Genomic DNA, 18,725 nt, shown 5'->3' on the forward strand with positions numbered 1-18,725 from the left:
TATTTAAGCTCCTAACACTGGGCTTTTTGTTTGGAAATTCTTTTCTTTTTCTATAGGATATGATATTCTATATATAAAATATATGTTTATAGAAATTAATCAATTAAATTTAACAGCCTATAATGTGAAACAGGAGCTATAAAATGGAAGATAAAGTAAATTATTGGATGATAGTTGCAGGTCGTGGTGGCAATGTCTGGTCCTTATTTAAAGAAGAGAATATAGCTTGCATAGATTTTGATTCTAATTTGTCTAGTATTCTAGATTATAAAAATCCTCAAGAATTGAATCAGGGAAAACAGAGAGATAAATTTATTTGGAAATTTGCTCATGACATAAAAAAAGATGATTACATAATAGCTACCACAGGATTTAAGAAAATTTTAGGAATTGGTCAATGTGTGAAACCTTATTATTTTGATGAAACAAAATCAAAGTTTAAACATTGTATTAGTGTTAATTGGTTGAAAGTAGATGGTGGATGGGAATACCAAGGTACAAAAGGTGCAAGACAAACCATCAACTGGGACAGAAACAAGGAACGTATCAATTTATATAAATCCATTCTAAATGGCACATACAGAAAAAATATAGAGAAAGTTGTTATGAATAAAAATATTAACGATTATTTAGATATATTAAGAAAATCCAAAAACCTTATCCTTCGAGGTGCACCTGGTACAGGAAAAACACACCTTGCTATTGATATTGCAAACGAATTAACAGATGGCAACAAAGATCAAATCGGCTTTGTACAGTTTCACCCATCTTATGATTATACGGATTTTGTAGAGGGTTTGAGACCGGTATCAAATGGGGATGGATCTATTGAGTTTAGGCTACAGGACGGTATTTTTAAAGATTTTTGTCAGAAAGCAAAAGAAGCCCAATTGATTGGAGGACAAGATAATTTTGATGAGGCTTGGGATTCTTACTTAGAATATATAAATGTTGCTGAAGAAAAAGAATATATAACAAAAACATCTTACTTATCTGTTAATAGTAGACAAAATTTGTCAGTAAATTATGATAGTGGTGTTCCAGGATGGTCACTACCTCGCAAATATGTTTACGAGTTGTATAAAGATAAAAATTATAATAAGCAAGAATACTACAAAAGTGGTGGAAAAACTGTCCTAGAAACATTGAGAAAGAGATTTGGTTTGAAAGACTATGTTTCCCCAACAGAAATTGACACAGACAAGAAATTCGTTTTCATCATTGATGAAATCAACCGTGGAGAGATTTCTAAGATTTTTGGTGAACTCTTTTTCTCTATTGACCCTGACTATCGTGGTCAGAAGGGGAGTGTTTCTACTCAATATACCAATCTACACGAAAACGATGAGAAGTTTTATATCCCCGAAAATGTTTACATCATCGGAACAATGAATGATATTGACCGCTCGGTGGACACCTTTGATTTTGCTATGCGTCGTCGTTTCCGTTTTGTTGAAATTACTGCTGAAAGTCAACTTGGTATGCTTGATGAAGTGCTTGGTGATAAAGCCGAAGAAGCTAAAATTCGTCTAAGAAACTTGAATGCTGAAATCGAAAAAGTTCAGGAGTTAAATAGTCATTATCATATCGGTCCAAGTTATTTCCTTAAGTTGAAGGATGTGGACTTTGACTATGAATTACTCTGGTCTGATTATCTCAAACCACTTTTGGAGGATTACTTACGGGGTTCTTATGAAGAGTCTGAAACTCTGGCAACATTGAAAAAAGCATTTGATCTTACAAATAACGAGCAAACAGTTCAGCAAGATACTGGTGATAATGATGCGGATAACTGATAATCAGCATAAAATTGCTAAAGAAGATTTTGTCGCAGAATATCCCAAACTAAGTCAAGCTCTTCTTGATAGAACACTGGATAACCTTTCTAGAGAGGATAATATCTTTATTTTTCCAAATGATTTGACTCATACTCCTGATTTAGAGAAGGACCAAAAGATTTTTGAAACTGTCAATCAGGAAATTAAGACTGGGAATGTGATTGGTTTTCTGGGGTGTGGTCAGGAAAAATTGACGATTTCCTCTCGTTTTTCTGATGAAAGTAACGACCATTTTTTGCATTATCTTTTACAAAAGGTTCTCAATATCAATCTGACTAGTTTGGATGTCGGTCTATCTCCTGAAGATAAGCTTTATCAACTCTTTGTTTACCTCTTTCCAAAGTATCTGCAAGCTGCTCTCCGAAAAGGTCTTTATAAGGAATACCAGCAATTTTTCCATAACGATAGTCATGTAAAGGGAGCCGTTGATGTAGGAAATCATCTTAAGAAAAATCTCCCTTTTACGGGAAATATTGCCTATATCACTAGAGAGTTCACCTATGATAATCCACTCATGCAGTTGATTCGGCATACGATTGAGTACATAAAGACTCAAAAAAGTTTTGGAGCACTACTCGATAGTAATCGTGAAAATATGGCAGAAATCGTGCGAGTAACTCCATCTTATAAACTCGCTGATCGTGCTAAGATTATCAGAATGAATAAAATCAAACCCATCCGACACGCCTACTTCAGAGAGTACAGAAAGTTACAGGAACTCTGCTTGATGATTCTGAGTAGAGAAAAGCATGGTCTTGGACCTCAATCTCAAAGGGTACATGGTATTCTCTTTGATGTTGCCTGGCTTTGGGAAGAGTATGTTCATACCTTGTTGCCAAAAGGTTTCATTCATCCACGAAATAAAGATAAGACGAACGGAATTTCAGTATTTTCTGTTGGGAAACGAAAAGTATATCCAGATTTTTATGACAGAGAACGAAAGATTGTTCTAGATGCAAAATATAAAAAACTGGAGTTCACTGAAAAAGGAATTAACCGCGAGGACTTGTTCCAGCTGATTTCCTATTCATATATTTTAAAAGCTGAGAAAGCTGGACTGATTTTTCCTAGTATGGAGCAGTCAGTAAATAGTGAAATAGGAAAAGTAGTTGGCTATGGAGCTCAATTGAAGAAGTGGTCTATCCAAATCCCTCAGAATGCCTCATCCTATAGTGCATTTTGTAAAATGATGGAAAATTCAGAAGAAAATTTTAAAGCAATTATTGATGAAGAAGTGGGGAGAAAATAATCTCTCCTCTTTCTCTTATCATTTAAACAAGTAATTCCCGAACGATATAATTTGATTATTAAAAATATTTGACAAAAACTGTACTTTGGTTTATAATTAATTAAGGAAACGTCGGAAAAAGGCGTAGAGATGCGCAAGCATAGGTAGGTCATTACAAAAGAAACGAGACATCGATATGTTAAATGAATTTCCAATTTTTGATTACGAAGATATTCAGTTGATCCCAAATAAATGTGTCATTAAAAGCCGTGCAGAAGCAGACACGAGTGTCACACTTGGAAATCACTCTTTTAAACTACCTGTTGTACCTGCAAATATGCAGACGATTTTGGATGAGAACGTAGCAGAGCAACTGGCTAAAGGCGGTTACTTTTACATTATGCACCGCTTTGATGAAGCGGGGCGCATTCCTTTTATCAAACGTATGCACGATCAAGGGCTCATTGCTTCCATTTCTGTTGGTGTTAAGGATTACGAGTATGATTTTGTTAGCCAACTCAAGGCTGATGCTCCTGAGTATATCACGATTGACATTGCTCATGGTCATGCGGATAGCGTGATTTCTATGATTCAGCACATCAAGAAGGAATTGCCAGATACTTTTGTCATTGCTGGGAATGTGGGAACACCAGAAGCTGTGCGTGAACTGGAAAATGCTGGTGCGGATGCTACCAAGGTTGGAATCGGTCCTGGTAAGGTTTGTATCACCAAGGTCAAGACTGGTTTTGGTACAGGTGGTTGGCAGTTGGCAGCACTTCGCTGGTGTGCTAAGGCGGCTCGCAAACCGATTATTGCTGATGGTGGGATTCGTACTCATGGTGATATTGCCAAGTCTATCCGTTTCGGTGCTAGCATGGTCATGATTGGTTCCCTCTTTGCAGGACATATCGAAAGCCCAGGAAAGACAATCGAACTTGATGGGGAACAGTTCAAAGAATACTATGGTTCAGCTTCTCAATACCAAAAAGGAGCATATAAAAATGTGGAAGGCAAACGCATCTTACTCCCTACCAAAGGACACTTGCAAGACACCCTTACTGAGATGGAGCAGGACTTGCAAAGTGCCATTTCCTACGCAGGTGGACGCAAGGTTGCGGACCTCAAACACGTTGATTATGTGATCGTGAAAAACTCTATCTGGAACGGGGATGCTTCCCACTAATGGACGCTTAGTCCACCCATAAAAAACTTGTTATTAGAGCAAATTTCTGTTATAATAAGACAAGTTTCCACCCTTAGTGTAATGGATATCACGTAAGATTCCGGTTCTTGAGATGGGGGTTCGATTCCCTCAGGGTGGATGTAAACAGTCTAAGAAAGCCTTAAATAAGGCTTTTTTCTTTATATTGCCACTAAAATTGAAAATTGTCTTCTAAAAAATGCTCAATTCCTCTCTAGTCCCGTTTTAAAGTGACTAAGGGGGCTTTTTTTGATATAATAAGAAAGACTGTTATCAGTTAGAAAGAGGTTGGTATGAAAGAATTACAAACTGTACTGAAAGACCGTTTTGCAATCGAATTTGCAGATAAAAAGCTACTAGAAACTGCCTTTACTCATACGAGTTATGCCAATGAGCACCGCCTCTTAAAAATTTCACACAATGAGCGCTTGGAATTTTTAGGAGACGCTGTTCTGCAATTATTGATTTCAGAATATCTGTATAAAAAATATCCTAAGAAACCAGAGGGAGATTTGTCTAAACTCCGTGCTATGATTGTCCGTGAGGAGAGTTTGGCTGGTTTTGCGCGTGATTGTCAGTTTGATCAGTTTATCAAGCTAGGAAAAGGGGAAGAAAAGTCTGGTGGGCGCAATCGTGACACCATTCTTGGGGATGCTTTTGAAGCCTTTCTGGGAGCATTGCTTTTAGACAAGGATGTTGCTAGGGTAAAAGAGTTTATCTATCAGGTCATGATTCCCAAGGTTGAAGCAGGTGACTTTGAAATGATTAAGGATTACAAGACACACCTGCAAGAGCTGCTCCAGGTCAATGGCGATGTGGATATTCGTTACCAGGTGACCTCTGAGACAGGGCCTGCCCATGACAAGGTTTTTGATGTAGAAGTTCTAGTTGAGGGCAAGAGTATCGGAAAAGGCCAAGGTCGTTCTAAAAAATTAGCAGAGCAAGAGGCCGCCAAAAATGCAGTTGAGAAGGGGCTGGATTCATGTATTTAAAGGAAATTGAGATTCAGGGATTCAAGTCCTTTGCTGACAAGACCAAGGTAGTCTTTGACCAAGGTGTGACAGCTGTCGTTGGGCCCAATGGATCTGGAAAATCAAATATCACAGAAAGTCTGCGATGGGCCTTGGGAGAGTCCAGTGTCAAGAGCCTTCGTGGTGGCAAGATGCCTGACGTTATCTTTGCTGGGACAGAAAGTCGCAAACCACTCAATTATGCTTCGGTTGTCGTGACTTTGGATAATGAAGATGGTTTTATCAAGGATGCGGGGCAAATCATTAAGGTAGAACGTCATATTTACCGTAGTGGTGATAGCGAGTATCGAATTGATGGCAAAAAAGTCCGTCTTCGTGATGTACATGACCTTTTCTTGGATACTGGTTTGGGACGTGATTCCTTCTCTATTATTTCCCAAGGGAAGGTTGAGGAGATTTTTAACTCCAAGCCTGAAGAACGTCGAGCTATTTTTGAAGAAGCTGCTGGAGTTTTAAAATACAAGACTCGTCGAAAAGAAACAGAGAGCAAACTGCAACAAACTCAGGACAATCTAGACCGCTTAGAGGACATTATCTATGAGTTGGACAATCAAATCAAGCCCCTTGCAAAACAAGCCGAGAATGCTCGTAAGTTTCTCGACTTGGATGGTCAACGTAAGGCAATTTACTTGGATGTACTGGTTGCCCAAATCAAGGAAAACAAGGCTGAACTAGAGCTGACAGTAGAAGAACTAACTCAGGTTCAGGAACTTTTGACTAGCTATTACCAAAAGCGTCAAGAGTTAGAAGAGGAAAATCAAAGTCTTAAAAAGAAACGCCAGGATCTCCAAGCTCAAATGTCCAAAGACCAAGGAAGCTTGTTGGATTTGACGAATCTGATAAGTGATTTAGAGAGAAAATTAGCCCTATCCAAACTGGAGTCCGAGCAGGTAGCCCTCAATCAACAAGAAGCGCAAGCCCGTTTGACTGCTTTGGAAGATAAGAGAAAGACTCTAAGTAAGGAGAAGACTGAAAAAGAAGCGAACTTGGCACAGTTAGAGGAAAATCTAGCTGAAAATAACAAGGAACTCAATCGTTTAGAGGCAGAAATGCTAGCTTTTTCAGATGATCCTGACCAGATGATCGAGCTCTTACGCGAACGCTTTGTCGCTCTTTTACAAGAAGAAGCGGATGTCTCAAACCAGTTGACCCGCATCGAGAATGAACTAGAGAACAGCCGTCAACTCTCTCAAAAACAAGCAGATCAACTTGAGAAACTGAAAGAACAATTAGCTACAGCTAAAGAGAAGGCTAATCAGCAAAAGTCTGAGCTTGAAACTGCCAAGGAGCAGGTTCAGAAATTATTGGCTGACTACCAAGCTAGTGCCAAGGAGCAAGAGGAACAAAAAGTTTCTTACCAAGCTCAGCAGAGTCAACTCTTTGATCGTCTGGATAGTCTCAAAAACAAGCAGGCTAGAGCCCAAAGTTTGGAAAATATCCTTAGGAATCACAGTAACTTTTACGCGGGTGTTAAGAGTGTTCTCCAAGAAAAAGACCGCCTAGGCGGGATTATTGGTGCAGTCAGTGAGCATTTGACTTTTGATGTTCATTATCAAACGGCCCTAGAAATTGCGCTTGGTGCCAGCAGTCAGCACATCATCGTAGAAGATGAGAATGCGGCGACTAAGGCTATTGATTTCCTCAAGCGCAACAGAGCCGGTCGTGCAACCTTCCTTCCTTTGACGACTATCAAGGCTCGTACGATTTCTAGTCAGAATCAAGATGCTATCGCTGCAAGTCCAGGATTTCTGGGTATGGCAGATGAGTTGGTGTCGTTTGACAAGAGACTAGAAGCCATTTTCAAAAACTTACTCGCGACAACAGCTATTTTTGATACTGTAGAACATGCACGTTCCGCAGCTCGCCAAGTTCGTTATCAGGTTCGTATGGTGACACTGGATGGGACAGAGTTGCGCACAGGTGGTTCCTACGCGGGTGGTGCCAATCGCCAGAATAACAGTATCTTCATCAAGCCAGAGCTGGAGCAATTACAAAAAGAAATTGCTGAAGAAGAAGCTAGTTTGCGATCAGAAGAAGAAAGTTTGAAGATATTGCAAGATGAGATGGCGGTATTGGTAGAAAGATTAGAAGCTATCAAATCTCAAGGCGAGCAAGCTCGTATTCAGGAGCAAGGTTTGTCCATCGCTTATCAACAAACCAATCAGCAAGTGGAAGAGTTAGAGACTCTTTGGAAACTTCAAGAAGAGGAATTAAATCGTCTTTCTGAAGGAGATTGGCAAGCGGATAAGGAAAAGTGCCAAGAGCGCCTTGCTACTATCGCAAGTGAAAAGCAAAATCTAGAAGCTGAGATTGAAGAGATTAAGTCTAATAAAAACGCTATTCAAGAACGCTATCAAAACTTGCAGGAACAGGTTTCTCAAGCACGCTTGCTTAAGTCAGAACTGCAAGGACAAAAGCGGTACGAAGTGACTGATATTGAACGCCTAGGTAAGGAACTGGATAACCTCAATCTCGAACAAGAGGAAATTCAGCGTCTTCTCCAAGAAAAGGTCGATAATCTTGAGAAGGTTGATACGGATTTGCTAAGTCAGCAGGCGGAAGAGGCCAAAACTCAGAAAACAAACCTCCAACAAGGTTTGATACGCAAACAGTTTGAGTTGGATGATATCGAAGGTCAGCTGGATGATATTGCTAGCCATTTGGATCAAGCTCGTCAGCAGAATGAGGAGTTGATTCGCAAGCAAACACGTGCTGAAGCTAAGAAAGAAAAGGTCAGCGAACGCTTGCGCTATCTACAAGCTCAATTAACAGACCAGTACCAGATCAGCTACACAGAGGCACTAGAAAAGGCTCATGTACTGGAAGACCTAACTCTGGCAGAGCAAGAGGTTAAGGATTTGGAGAAGTCTATTCGCTCACTGGGTCCTGTCAACTTGGACGCTATAGACCAGTATGAAGAAGTTCACAACCGTCTGGATTTCCTCAATAGCCAACGGGATGATATTTTGTCTGCGAAAAACCTGCTCCTTGAGACCATCACAGAGATGAATGATGAGGTTAAGGAACGCTTCAAATCAACCTTTGAGGCGATTCGTGAGTCCTTTAAAGTGACCTTTAGACAGATGTTTGGCGGTGGTCAGGCAGACTTGATATTGACTGAGGGTGACCTTTTAACAGCTGGTGTGGAGATTTCTGTCCAACCACCAGGTAAGAAAATTCAGTCACTCAACCTCATGAGTGGTGGTGAAAAAGCCCTATCGGCCTTGGCCTTATTGTTCTCTATCATTCGAGTCAAAACTATTCCTTTTGTTATCTTGGATGAGGTAGAGGCGGCACTAGACGAAGCCAATGTTAAACGTTTTGGGGATTACCTCAATCGCTTTGACAAGGATAGTCAGTTTATCGTTGTGACCCACCGTAAGGGAACAATGGCGGCAGCAGACTCTATCTATGGGGTTACCATGCAAGAATCAGGTGTTTCTAAGATTGTTTCGGTTAAGTTAAAAGATTTAGAAGAAACAGTAGACTAGTTACCAAATGATAGCATCTCTTAGGAGGTGCTATTTTTTAAAACTCATAGCTTGAATTGTCTATCAAGGTCAGTTCAGGCGCAAAAAACGACATTTGGGATTTCCTCTTAGCGAAAATACTTGCTCTATGATATAATAGTTTCATGATTACAACAGTACCTATTAAGAACGAAAAAGACATTGCAGTACCGGGAAAAACAGTCCTTGTCCTAGGTTATTTTGATGGCATCCACAAGGGGCATCAGAAACTTTTTGAAGTGGCCAGTAAGGCTTCGATGAAGGATTATTTGCCAGTTGTCGTGATGACCTTTACGGAGTCGCCAAAACTTGCCTTACAACCTTATCAACCTGAGCTCATGCTTCACATCGTCAATCACGAGGAACGGGAGCACAAGATGAAGTGGCACGGAGTAGAGGCTCTTTTCTTACTGGATTTTAGTAGCAAATTTGCTAGTTTAACGGGTCAAGAATTCTTTGATACTTATGTTAGAGCTTTAAAACCAGCGATTATCGTAGCAGGATTTGATTACACGTTTGGCTCAGATAAGAAAACTGCGGATGACCTGAAGGACTATTTTGATGGAGAGATCATCATTGTTCCTCCGGTCGAGGACGAAAAGGGAAAGATCAGTTCCACACGGATTCGTCAGGCTATTCTTGATGGAGATGTCAAGGAAGTCAATCATCTACTAGGCACACCGCTTCCAACCCGTGGGATGGTCGTTCACGGAAATGCTCGTGGGCGTACTATCGGTTATCCAACAGCCAATCTGGTCCTAAGAGATCGAACTTATATGCCAGCAGACGGTGTTTACGTAGTAGATATAGAAGTACAACGTCAGAGATATCGTGGCATGGCAAGTGTCGGGAAAAATGTTACTTTCGATGGAGAAGAACCACGTTTTGAAGTCAATATTTTCGACTTTTCAGATGATATTTACGGAGAGACAGTCATGGTCTACTGGTTAGACCGTGTCCGCGATATGGTCAAATTCGACTCCGTAGAGGAACTGGTAGACCAACTCCAGAAAGACGAAGAGATTGCTCGAAACTGGAAGGATGGAGAGTCTATCATTCAAGGGGCTGAGGTATAGAAAACGTCTGAAAATCTACTAGAAGGATTAGTTTTTTTCTAGTAGTTTTGAAAGTTTGATATAACGCACTTTCAGTCCTCTTAGTTACCTATTTTAGCAGCTATTTATGTCCAAATTATAGACGAGGCTTTATTATGCAAACGCAAGAAGAAATGATTGTTTTGGTACCGGAAAAATTAGCAGAAATTGAGCGTGATTATGGTGTCAAAGTTTTGTGGGCTATTGAGTCTGGTAGTCGTGCTTGGGGATTTGAGTCTCCTGATAGTGACTTTGATGTACGATTTATCTACAAACACAAGCAGGATTTTTATCTCCGTTTGAATGAACAGCGCGATGTTATCGAGCTACCAATTGGCGATACTTGGGATGTGAGTGGCTGGGATTTAGACAAGACTTTAAAACTCCTTTATAAGTCAAATCCAACACTATTTGAATGGTTACAGTCACCAATTGTTTATCAACAAACGGATTTTATTGAGCGCATACGTCCACTTGCCAACCAGTATTTTTCTGAGAAAAAAATGCTCCATCATTACTTGAACACTGCAAGAACTCAAATGAATAAGTATCTTTCTGGAGACAAGGTCAAACCTAAAAAGTATTTCTATGCGCTGCGTCCTATTTTAGCCTGTCGCTGGATTGAAAAATACCATTCTGTTCCACCAATTTTATTTGACGATTTGGTCAAAGAATTGCTTCCTGATGAGATGAAAGAGCATGTATCAAGATTGCTTGATATCAAGGTAAAGGGACCTGAGGGTATGGAAATTGATCCGATTATGCCGATCCAATACTACATCATCAAAAATATCAAAGAGTTGGATGCATACGTTCAAAGTGTTAGAGATGAAAAGAAAGAGTGGAAAGCTCTAAATCAATTTTTCCTTGAAGAATTAGGCCACGACTGAGGGTTTTTATGGGTAAATGGACATGTAAATGTGGGCAAGCAATGAATGACCACCGAGCGCCCGATCCAAATGCTTATTCAGTTTATTCGGATGAGTTGTTTGAAGAAATCATAAATAAAGCTGACAACCATAATAAAATTTCTTATGATGATATTTCTGAAGCGTCATTTTATATGTGGAAGTGCCCTGAGTGTGGCAGTTTCATGGTTTTTGGTGAAGACGGGGATAGAGATCGCTTTACTTTTTATGAGCGCCAGGAAGTAGAAAAGGTAGAGCCTCTCTTTGATCCAGATCAAGAGTTAAATCTTGTTGTCGTTGAGTTTCAAGAGGGAGGGAATGGCTATACTTATATCTGCGATGACCCAAGTATCCATATTGGGCACGCTGTTATTGTTCCAGTAGGGAAGGAAAATACTGAAAAAACTGCTTTAGTTGTACAGAAGTATCATGCCCTACCAAAGGATATCACTTTTCCTGTTGAGAAGTTAAAACGTGTCATTCGTAGGTATTCACATTTCGACCCAATCACTTCGAAAAACGTTTTTAGAAATTTAAAAAAGCTAGGAAGAATTCTGGATGTTTGCTCTAAAAACGCTAACCCCAACTCTCAGCAAACATATTATAGTATCAAAACTCCTTTAGGCTATTTCTGGTTAGAATTAAATGGAGTTCCGATTCCAATGAAAATCACACAGATTCAAGTTAAAGATAAAAAATACCAAGTTGATAGCGCCCTTTATATAAAACCTTCAGAGATTAACTGTAGAAGATTTTATGAACTGGAATTATGTGCAGATTTTGATATTGATGCTTCTAGATGGATCGATGTTCTCTCTGATGAAAACGTTTGGGGAAATACTTGGGAACTAAATGGTCTTCAATTTGGTATTACTGCAGGGGAGTCTCCAGAATTTGAAGACGAAGTTGTAGCGAGAAAGTATAGTCGTGTCCCACTTTATTATGACTGGCACCCTGAATTTGAAGATTATTATGGCTTCAGTTTAGCCTGGAAAAAATACGAGTCTGATAGCGATTTGTCGATAGATTTCTATACAACGTAAGATGCAGGAGAAAATGTATGAATAAAGCATGGGATTTATTGTTTGAGGGTAAGATTAATGAGGCTAAAAAATTAGTTGAAGCTGATTTTTTATTGGAAACTTGCACAGATTTTAGTTTGTTAAATTTGATGGGGTATATTTATCTTGAAGAGCAAAAATACAACGAGTGCTTAAGTATCTATCAGCGTTACATTGACTTAGCACGAACTAAAAGTGACCCAGAAAATGAACATATAGGCTATCATCAGTTAGCCATGGTTTATCGTGAAATGAATGAATTTCAAACGGCACTTTTCTATATCGAAAGAGAGCAAAAAGTCATTGAAGAAGCTTTTACAGAGGATACCCTCAAATCTTCTGTTAACAATTATGAGCAAGGTTATTTACGATTAAAGCTAGGGAAAGTAGCAGAAGCATTCATGTATATGGAACAGTCCTTAAAACAAGCTTTGCAAACAGATGATTTGATTGCCCAAGCTTGTGCTTATAGAGGTTTAGGAGAGATTGGTTCGATACAAAATCCTGAAGAATCACATGAAAATTTTTTACAATCTATCGCTCTTTTTGAAAAGGCAGGCGATCAGATTGGTGCTCAAGAGGTTAGAAACTTACTAAATAATAAAAAGTAGCCTGCAAAGGCTACTTTTTATTAAAACACACGATAGACATAAGGATTTTCTGGTTTGTCTACTTTTGTGAAACTCTCAGCCTCTAGTGTTGGGAGTTTTTGTTTGAGTTCTTTATGGTAGTGGAGGGTCAGGGTTCCTCTAGCGGTAATCCAGGTATTGTCAGGATACTGGCGTGAGTTTCCCTTGGTCAAGAGTCCATATACACCAGAGTCTGCGATACAATGGATTATTCCAAAGCGAAAGAGGAACTGGCTATCTGGATGACTAGGATCGTTATAGACAAAGCCTGTAAACTCGATTTTCTTTCCTTCAAACTCTTGTGGGTAATCATAGAGAACTTCCATGACTTCCATATAGTTTTCGTCTGTGACTTGAATGGTTGGCTGGGAGAGGTATTTATCAGCTGTTGTCCTCATTTCCTTTTCATAAGCAGACTTGGAAAAATAGGTACTGGTATCGGGTTTGAGGTATTGACTGGATGTTCCTTCGTTTGCCTGAATAGCTGTATCGATTCCCTCAGAAAGTGGGAAATGATAGCCTTTGGCAGATACGGTTCTCGAGTCCAAACTTACTGTCGGAAAGGCAACTCCAATCAAGAGAGGTAGAGACAGTAACAGGATGCTGATTCGTCTAGCTCGACGACTTTCTAAATGGCTGTGAGAGTTGATTTTCTTAATCCATATATAGAATTGGACCAGAGCCAACAGAAGAGAAAGGATCATTGAGATATAGACTAGATAGGAATAGTGGAGATTGATGTAGTGGCTAAGCTTGCCAGATAGCTGCAGATACAGAGTTAGGACAAAATAGCCCAGTAAAATGATAAAACGGATCATAACATCACCCCCATCATGTAAGAATAAAGCAAGACAAGCACTGTCACAATGCCCATGAATTGCCAGATGAAGCGCGCTTTGAGATAGTGTTTCATCATGAGGAGATTTTTGATATCAAGCATGGGGCCAATGACCAGAAAAGCAAGGACTGGCGCTAGGCCGAAGCTCGAGAGGAGAGAAGCACCGATAAAGGCGTCCGCCTCGCTACAAAGAGAGAGGAGAAAGGCTAAAAACATGAGCAAGAGAATCGCAAGGACTGGACTTGCGCTGATAGAGGTCAAGATCCGAGTCGGGACATAGACCTGCACGATAGCCGCAAAGAGACAGCCAAAGACCAAGTAACGCCCCATATCGAAAAACTCATCAATAGCTTGTATAAATACCTGAAAGACTTTTCTAGCGGGACTCAAGTGTGAAAAGTCATGTTCATGGCAGGTGATAGAATTCTCTTTTTGAATGGGTTCCTTCCAGAAAAATCCTAGGAAAATCCCAAGCACCAAAGCAATCAAAATAGCTCCCAGCGCTCGCAAGAAGGCAAGTTTTATTGAATTGCCAAAGGCAGAATATGTAGCGAAAAGAACGATAGGATTGATGATGGGAGCAGTCACCAGAAAGGGAACGACCGTGTAGCTAGGCACCTTTTTTTCCAGAAAACGGTTGATAATCGGGACGATTCCACACTCGCAAGAAGGAAAGAGAAAGCCAATGAAAGTACCAAAAAAGATCCTTCCCCAACGATTGCGAGGAAGAAACTCATAAACTTTATCAGGTGTGATATAGACCTCAATCAATCCCGAAATGAGACTCCCAATCAAGACAAAAGGGAGGGCTTCAATCATGATGGAGAGAAAGATTGCCCCCGCTTGTAATACACTAGGAGGAAGAGATTGGGAAACAGTCATCTATTTTTTCTTCTCAACTTTTTCTTTTTTGTTTTTGTTATCTGGGAAAGTGACTTGTGTTAAGTCAGGAAGTTTGGCGAATTCTTCAAACATCTTGTCCAAGTCATCGGTTTTTGTAAATTTAACAGCCATGGGCCTACCTCTTTTCTACATTCTACCTCTATTATACTATTATTTTACGGAAATGGGATTATTTTGATAATCAAAGATGCAAAAACAGGTAAGGCAAAACAAGAGTTGTTCCTTATGGTATAATAGGTTTATGGATAAAAAATATGAAAAAATCTCCCAGGATTTGGGTGTAACCTTAAAGCAAATCGATACTGTTCTAAGTTTAACGGCTGAAGGGGCGACGATTCCCTTTATCGCGCGTTATCGAAAGGACATGACTGGTAGTTTGGATGAGGTGGCGATTAAGGCCATTATCGACTTGGATAAAAGTCTGACAAATCTCAACGACCGTAAGGAAGCTGTCTTGGCTAAGATTCAAGAACAAGGCAAGCTGACCAAGGAATTGGAAGCCGCTATTTTGGCAGCTGAGAAATTAGCAGACGTAGAAGAACTCTATCTTCCTTATAAGGAAAAACGTCGGACCAAGGCAACCATTGCCCGTGAAGCTGGACTCTTTCCTCTCGCCCGCTTGATTTTGCAAAATGTAGATGGCTTAGAGAAAGAAGCTGAGAAGTTTGTCTGTGAAGGATTTGCGACTGGTCAAGAAGCCTTGGCAGGTGCGGTTGATATCTTGGTAGAAGCCCTATCCGAAGATGTGACTTTGCGTTCACTGACCTATCAGGAAGTGTTGAGACACTCTAAAATCACTTCACAAGTCAAGGATGAAAATCTTGATGAAAAGCAAGTTTTCCAGATTTATTATGATTTTTCAGAGACAGTTTGCAACATGCAGGGTTATCGTACCTTGGCCCTCAATCGTGGGGAAAAATTAGGTATTTTGAAAGTTGGCTTTGAACATGCGACGGATCGTATCCTAGCTTTCTTTGCTGCTCGTTTCAAGGTGAAAAATGCCTATATTGATGAAGTTGTTCAACAGTCAGTTAAGAAAAAGGTCTTGCCTGCTATCGAACGGCGCATTCGGACAGAATTGACTGAGAAAGCAGAAGAAGGAGCTATCCAACTCTTTTCTGACAACCTTCGCAATCTCCTCTTGGTTGCTCCGCTGAAAGGGCGCGTGGTTTTAGGATTTGACCCTGCCTTTCGTACAGGTGCCAAGCTTGCTGTTGTTGATGCAACAGGGAAAATGCTGACGACCCAGGTCATTTATCCTGTTAAACCAGCCTCAGCTCGTCAAATCGAAGAAGCCAAGAAAGACTTAGCCGACCTGATTGGTCAATACGGTGTAGAAATCATTGCTATCGGAAACGGAACGGCTAGCCGTGAAAGTGAAGCCTTTGTAGCGGAAGTTCTGAAAGATTTTCCAGAAGTCAGCTATGTCATCGTCAATGAAAGTGGCGCTTCGGTCTACTCTGCCAGTGAACTTGCTCGTCAGGAGTTTCCAGACTTGACCGTTGAAAAGCGCTCTGCTATCTCAATCGCCCGTCGCTTGCAAGATCCTCTTGCTGAATTGGTCAAAATTGATCCCAAGTCAATCGGTGTCGGGCAATACCAGCACGATGTCAGTCAGAAGAAACTGTCTGAAAGTCTGGACTTTGTCGTCGATACCGTAGTCAACCAAGTTGGTGTCAATGTCAATACAGCTAGCCCAGCACTTCTCTCCCACGTAGCTGGACTCAATAAAACTATTTCTGAAAATATTGTCAAATACCGTGAGGAAGAAGGGAAAATCACTTCACGCGCACAAATCAAAAATGTTCCTCGTTTAGGTGCCAAAGCCTTTGAGCAAGCTGCAGGTTTCCTCCGTATTCCGGAAAGTAGCAATATTCTTGATAATACTGGAGTTCACCCAGAAAACTATGCTGCGGTTAAGGAACTCTTCAAACGCTTGGATATCAAGGACTTGAATGAAGAAGCTCAAAGCAAACTCAAGTCCCTTTCAGTCAAAGAAATGGCGCAAGAACTAGAACTTGGTCCAGAAACCCTTAAAGATATCATTGCTGATCTTCTCAAACCAGGTCGAGATTTCCGTGATTCCTTTGACGCACCTGTGCTTCGTCAAGATGTCTTGGATATCAAGGATTTAAAAGTCGGCCAGAAACTGGAAGGTGTGGTGCGGAATGTCGTTGACTTCGGTGCCTTCGTTGATATCGGGATTCACGAGGACGGCTTGATTCATATTTCCCATATGAGTCGTAAATTTATCAAACATCCCAGCCAAGTGGTATCAGTCGGAGATTTGGTAACGGTTTGGGTCAAGAAAATCGATACCGAACGTGAAAAAGTCAATCTGTCGCTCTTAGCTCCAGATGAAACTGACTGAGTACGTTCAGTCTGTTTCCCTCGAAGACTTTGGTAGACCTTTTACCCACCAAGCCCAGTGGAATTCTCGTCTACGAACGACAGGTGGACGATTTTTCCCCAAGGATGGGCATTTGGACTTTAATCCCAAGGTTTATAATGAACTAGGTTTGGAGGTTTTTCGGAAAATCGTGCGCCATGAGCTTTGTCACTATCACCTTTATTTTCAGAAAAAGGGTTATCGACATAAGGACCGAGATTTTAAAGAACTCTTGAAAGAAGTGGATGGACTGCGCTTTGTCCCACCTCTGAAAGAGCAAAGTACCTACCTAGTTTATCAGTGTCAATCCTGTCCGCAAACTTATCAGCGCAAGCGTAGGATTGATACCAAACGCTATCGTTGTGGCGTCTGCCGTGGTAAACTCGTCATCTTAAATCGGCCTAAGGACTGATGTTCTTGATTCCTTTTCATGCTATACTACTTGTAAGAATACCGAAAGAGGAAACAATCATGAATACAAAATTTTATAAAATGAGACGAAATCGTATGGTGTCAGGAGTTTTAGCTGGGCTATCAGACAAGTGGAATTTTGATGTAACCCTAGTCCGCTTTCTCTTCGCCATTTTTACCGTAGCAAATTTTGGAATTGGTGTGATAATATACATCATCCTTGCCTCTATCCTGCCAACTAAGGAAGAAATCGAAGCCGAAATGTACGGAACAGGACCACGCAAACGCAAGGAAGCCCAAGCCATTGAAGACAATGATGGCTGGTTTTGGTGAGTAAATCTACGGTAACAAAAGTTTTGCAACGATACTACAAGAGAAAAGAAGGCAGTAGCATACTTAGGAAATACTTTAAAAACTATAAATGGACGGACGTGTTCTGGATTCTATTTATTTTGATTACTAGTTTTCTATCAACTAATAATTACTTATACCACTTAACGAAACAGGATTTTTCAGAAGAAGGTTGTCTTTTAGCAATTCCTTTGTTTCTTTTTCATTTTCTCTTCATTGATAAATTCATCATTTCTAGACGGGATCAAAAAGATGAATAACTTTTAACCCTTGCATTCGCAAGGGTTTTCTTCTTGCCTTTCTTTTATGGTAAAATGTTGATAGCGAAATTACTTGATTTTTTCAATCTTACAAAAATGTAAGATTAAAGTCTCTTTTGTAAGGTTAGGTTATGGCAAGCCGCCTTTTTTTGCGATAAACTAGACTCATAAAGAACAAAGGAGCAAAACTATGAAAAGAATCTTACAAAAGAAAACAAGAAAACCAAGTCAAAAAGACATCGAGCGTGTTCAACTGGGATGCGCTATGATGCAAGCACAGTTTCAATTGATGGGATATTAAGAAGGAGAAAATCATGACACTTTTAGATGTAAAACACGTTCAAAAAATCTACAAAACACGTTTCCAAGGCAACCAAGTTGAGGCCCTCAAGGATATTCACTTTACTGTGGAAAAGGGTGACTACGTTGCTATCATGGGTGAGTCTGGTTCAGGAAAGTCAACCCTGCTCAACATCCTAGCTATGCTGGATAAACCAACTCGAGGCCAGGTTTACCTAAACGGAACAGACACAGCCACTATTAAAAATTCACAGGCTTCTAGCTTCCGTCGTGAGAAGTTGGGATTTGTCTTCCAAGACTTTAACTTGCTAGATACTCTATCGGTCAAAGACAATATCTTGCTTCCGCTAGTTTTATCAAGAAGACCCATCACAGAGATGATGAAGAAATTGGTGGTAACAGCTGAAAATTTGGGTATCAACCAATTGCAGGAGAAGTATCCTTACGAGATTTCAGGTGGTCAAAAACAGCGGGTAGCAGTAGCACGCGCCATCATCACAGAACCTGAAATTCTTCTTGCGGATGAGCCGACTGGGGCGCTTGATTCCAAGTCATCTGCAGCTCTTCTAGATGTTTTTGATGAAATCAATGAGCGTGGGCAAACCATTCTCATGGTAACTCACTCAACCGCGGCAGCCAGCAGGGCCAAGCGCGTTCTCTTTATCAAGGACGGAATTCTCTATAACCAAATCTACCGTGGAGACAAGACAGAACGTCAAATGTTCCAGGAAATCTCAGATACCTTGACAGTCATGGCGAGCGAGGTGAATTAGT

General features: G+C 40.4%; 16 protein-coding genes and 1 tRNA gene. 14 read left to right on the forward strand and 3 right to left on the reverse strand.

The features are described 5' to 3' along the window. Nucleotides 1–143: 143 nt before the first annotated feature. From MK385_RS02040 to MK385_RS02085, 10 genes are all read left to right on the forward strand, one after another. On the forward strand, nt 144–1,796 hold the full coding sequence (locus MK385_RS02040) for an AAA family ATPase (RefSeq protein WP_268725157.1): 1,653 nt from the start codon (nt 144–146) through the stop codon (nt 1,794–1,796). Then, nucleotides 1,783–3,087, forward strand: coding sequence for an McrC family protein (locus MK385_RS02045; protein WP_268725158.1), 1,305 nt, complete (start codon nt 1,783–1,785; stop codon nt 3,085–3,087). The genes MK385_RS02040 and MK385_RS02045 overlap by 14 nt, the downstream gene beginning before the upstream one ends. A gap of 175 nt (nt 3,088–3,262) precedes the next feature. Then, on the forward strand, nt 3,263–4,249 hold the full coding sequence (locus MK385_RS02050; protein WP_268725159.1) for a GMP reductase: 987 nt from the start codon (nt 3,263–3,265) through the stop codon (nt 4,247–4,249). 67 nt (nt 4,250–4,316) lie between these two features. After that, nucleotides 4,317–4,388 (forward strand) — tRNA-Arg (locus MK385_RS02055). A gap of 172 nt (nt 4,389–4,560) precedes the next feature. Further along, entirely contained in the window at nt 4,561–5,259 is a 699-nt protein-coding gene (rnc, locus tag MK385_RS02060; protein ID WP_000661465.1) for a ribonuclease III, read from the forward strand. Further along, nucleotides 5,250–8,789 (forward strand): chromosome segregation protein SMC, encoded by a 3,540-nt coding sequence (gene smc, locus MK385_RS02065; RefSeq protein ID WP_268712439.1) that lies wholly within the window; start codon nt 5,250–5,252, stop codon nt 8,787–8,789. The genes rnc and smc overlap by 10 nt, the downstream gene beginning before the upstream one ends. A gap of 143 nt (nt 8,790–8,932) precedes the next feature. Continuing rightward, the gene (locus MK385_RS02070) at nt 8,933–9,883 is read left to right on the forward strand and encodes a bifunctional riboflavin kinase/FAD synthetase (RefSeq protein ID WP_268712438.1); all 951 of its coding nucleotides are present in this window, start codon (nt 8,933–8,935) and stop codon (nt 9,881–9,883) included. A gap of 134 nt (nt 9,884–10,017) precedes the next feature. After that, nucleotides 10,018–10,791, forward strand: coding sequence for a nucleotidyltransferase domain-containing protein (locus MK385_RS02075; RefSeq protein WP_268712437.1), 774 nt, complete (start codon nt 10,018–10,020; stop codon nt 10,789–10,791). Nucleotides 10,792–10,799: 8 nt separating this feature from the next. After that, nucleotides 10,800–11,852, forward strand: coding sequence for a hypothetical protein (locus tag MK385_RS02080; RefSeq protein WP_268712436.1), 1,053 nt, complete (start codon nt 10,800–10,802; stop codon nt 11,850–11,852). 17 nt (nt 11,853–11,869) lie between these two features. Next, on the forward strand, nt 11,870–12,481 hold the full coding sequence (locus MK385_RS02085) for a tetratricopeptide repeat protein (protein WP_084867404.1): 612 nt from the start codon (nt 11,870–11,872) through the stop codon (nt 12,479–12,481). A gap of 20 nt (nt 12,482–12,501) precedes the next feature. Here the strand turns inward: MK385_RS02085 and MK385_RS02090 are convergent, their stop codons facing one another. From MK385_RS02090 to MK385_RS02100, 3 genes are read right to left on the reverse strand one after another with little or no spacing between them, the layout of a single operon-like run. After that, the gene (locus MK385_RS02090) at nt 12,502–13,317 is read right to left on the reverse strand and encodes a TIGR03943 family putative permease subunit (RefSeq protein WP_268725160.1); all 816 of its coding nucleotides are present in this window, start codon (nt 13,315–13,317) and stop codon (nt 12,502–12,504) included. Then, nucleotides 13,314–14,219 (reverse strand): permease, encoded by a 906-nt coding sequence (locus MK385_RS02095; protein ID WP_268725161.1) that lies wholly within the window; start codon nt 14,217–14,219, stop codon nt 13,314–13,316. The genes MK385_RS02090 and MK385_RS02095 overlap by 4 nt, the downstream gene beginning before the upstream one ends. Continuing rightward, nucleotides 14,220–14,351, reverse strand: coding sequence for an SPJ_0845 family protein (locus tag MK385_RS02100; protein ID WP_070838493.1), 132 nt, complete (start codon nt 14,349–14,351; stop codon nt 14,220–14,222). A 130-nt stretch (nt 14,352–14,481) separates the two neighbouring features. Here MK385_RS02100 and MK385_RS02105 point away from each other — a divergent pair, with 130 nt between their 5' ends. From MK385_RS02105 to MK385_RS02120, 4 genes are all read left to right on the forward strand, one after another. Then, entirely contained in the window at nt 14,482–16,611 is a 2,130-nt protein-coding gene (locus MK385_RS02105; protein ID WP_268725162.1) for a Tex family protein, read from the forward strand. Further along, nucleotides 16,598–17,041, forward strand: a complete 444-nt coding sequence (locus MK385_RS02110) for a SprT family protein (RefSeq protein ID WP_061420888.1) — start codon at nt 16,598–16,600, stop codon at nt 17,039–17,041. Before MK385_RS02105 ends, MK385_RS02110 begins: the two co-directional genes overlap by 14 nt. 59 nt (nt 17,042–17,100) lie before the next feature. Continuing rightward, nucleotides 17,101–17,373, forward strand: a complete 273-nt coding sequence (locus MK385_RS02115; RefSeq protein WP_001092797.1) for a PspC domain-containing protein — start codon at nt 17,101–17,103, stop codon at nt 17,371–17,373. Nucleotides 17,374–17,965: 592 nt separating this feature from the next. Beyond that, a complete protein-coding gene (locus MK385_RS02120) occupies nt 17,966–18,724 on the forward strand; it encodes an ABC transporter ATP-binding protein (protein ID WP_061420890.1) in 759 nt (252 codons plus the stop codon). The last annotated feature ends 1 nt before the right edge of the window (nt 18,725 follow it).

The sequence above is a fragment of the Streptococcus oralis genome, from assembly GCF_026782125.1.
Lineage (GTDB): Bacteria > Bacillota > Bacilli > Lactobacillales > Streptococcaceae > Streptococcus > Streptococcus oralis_CE.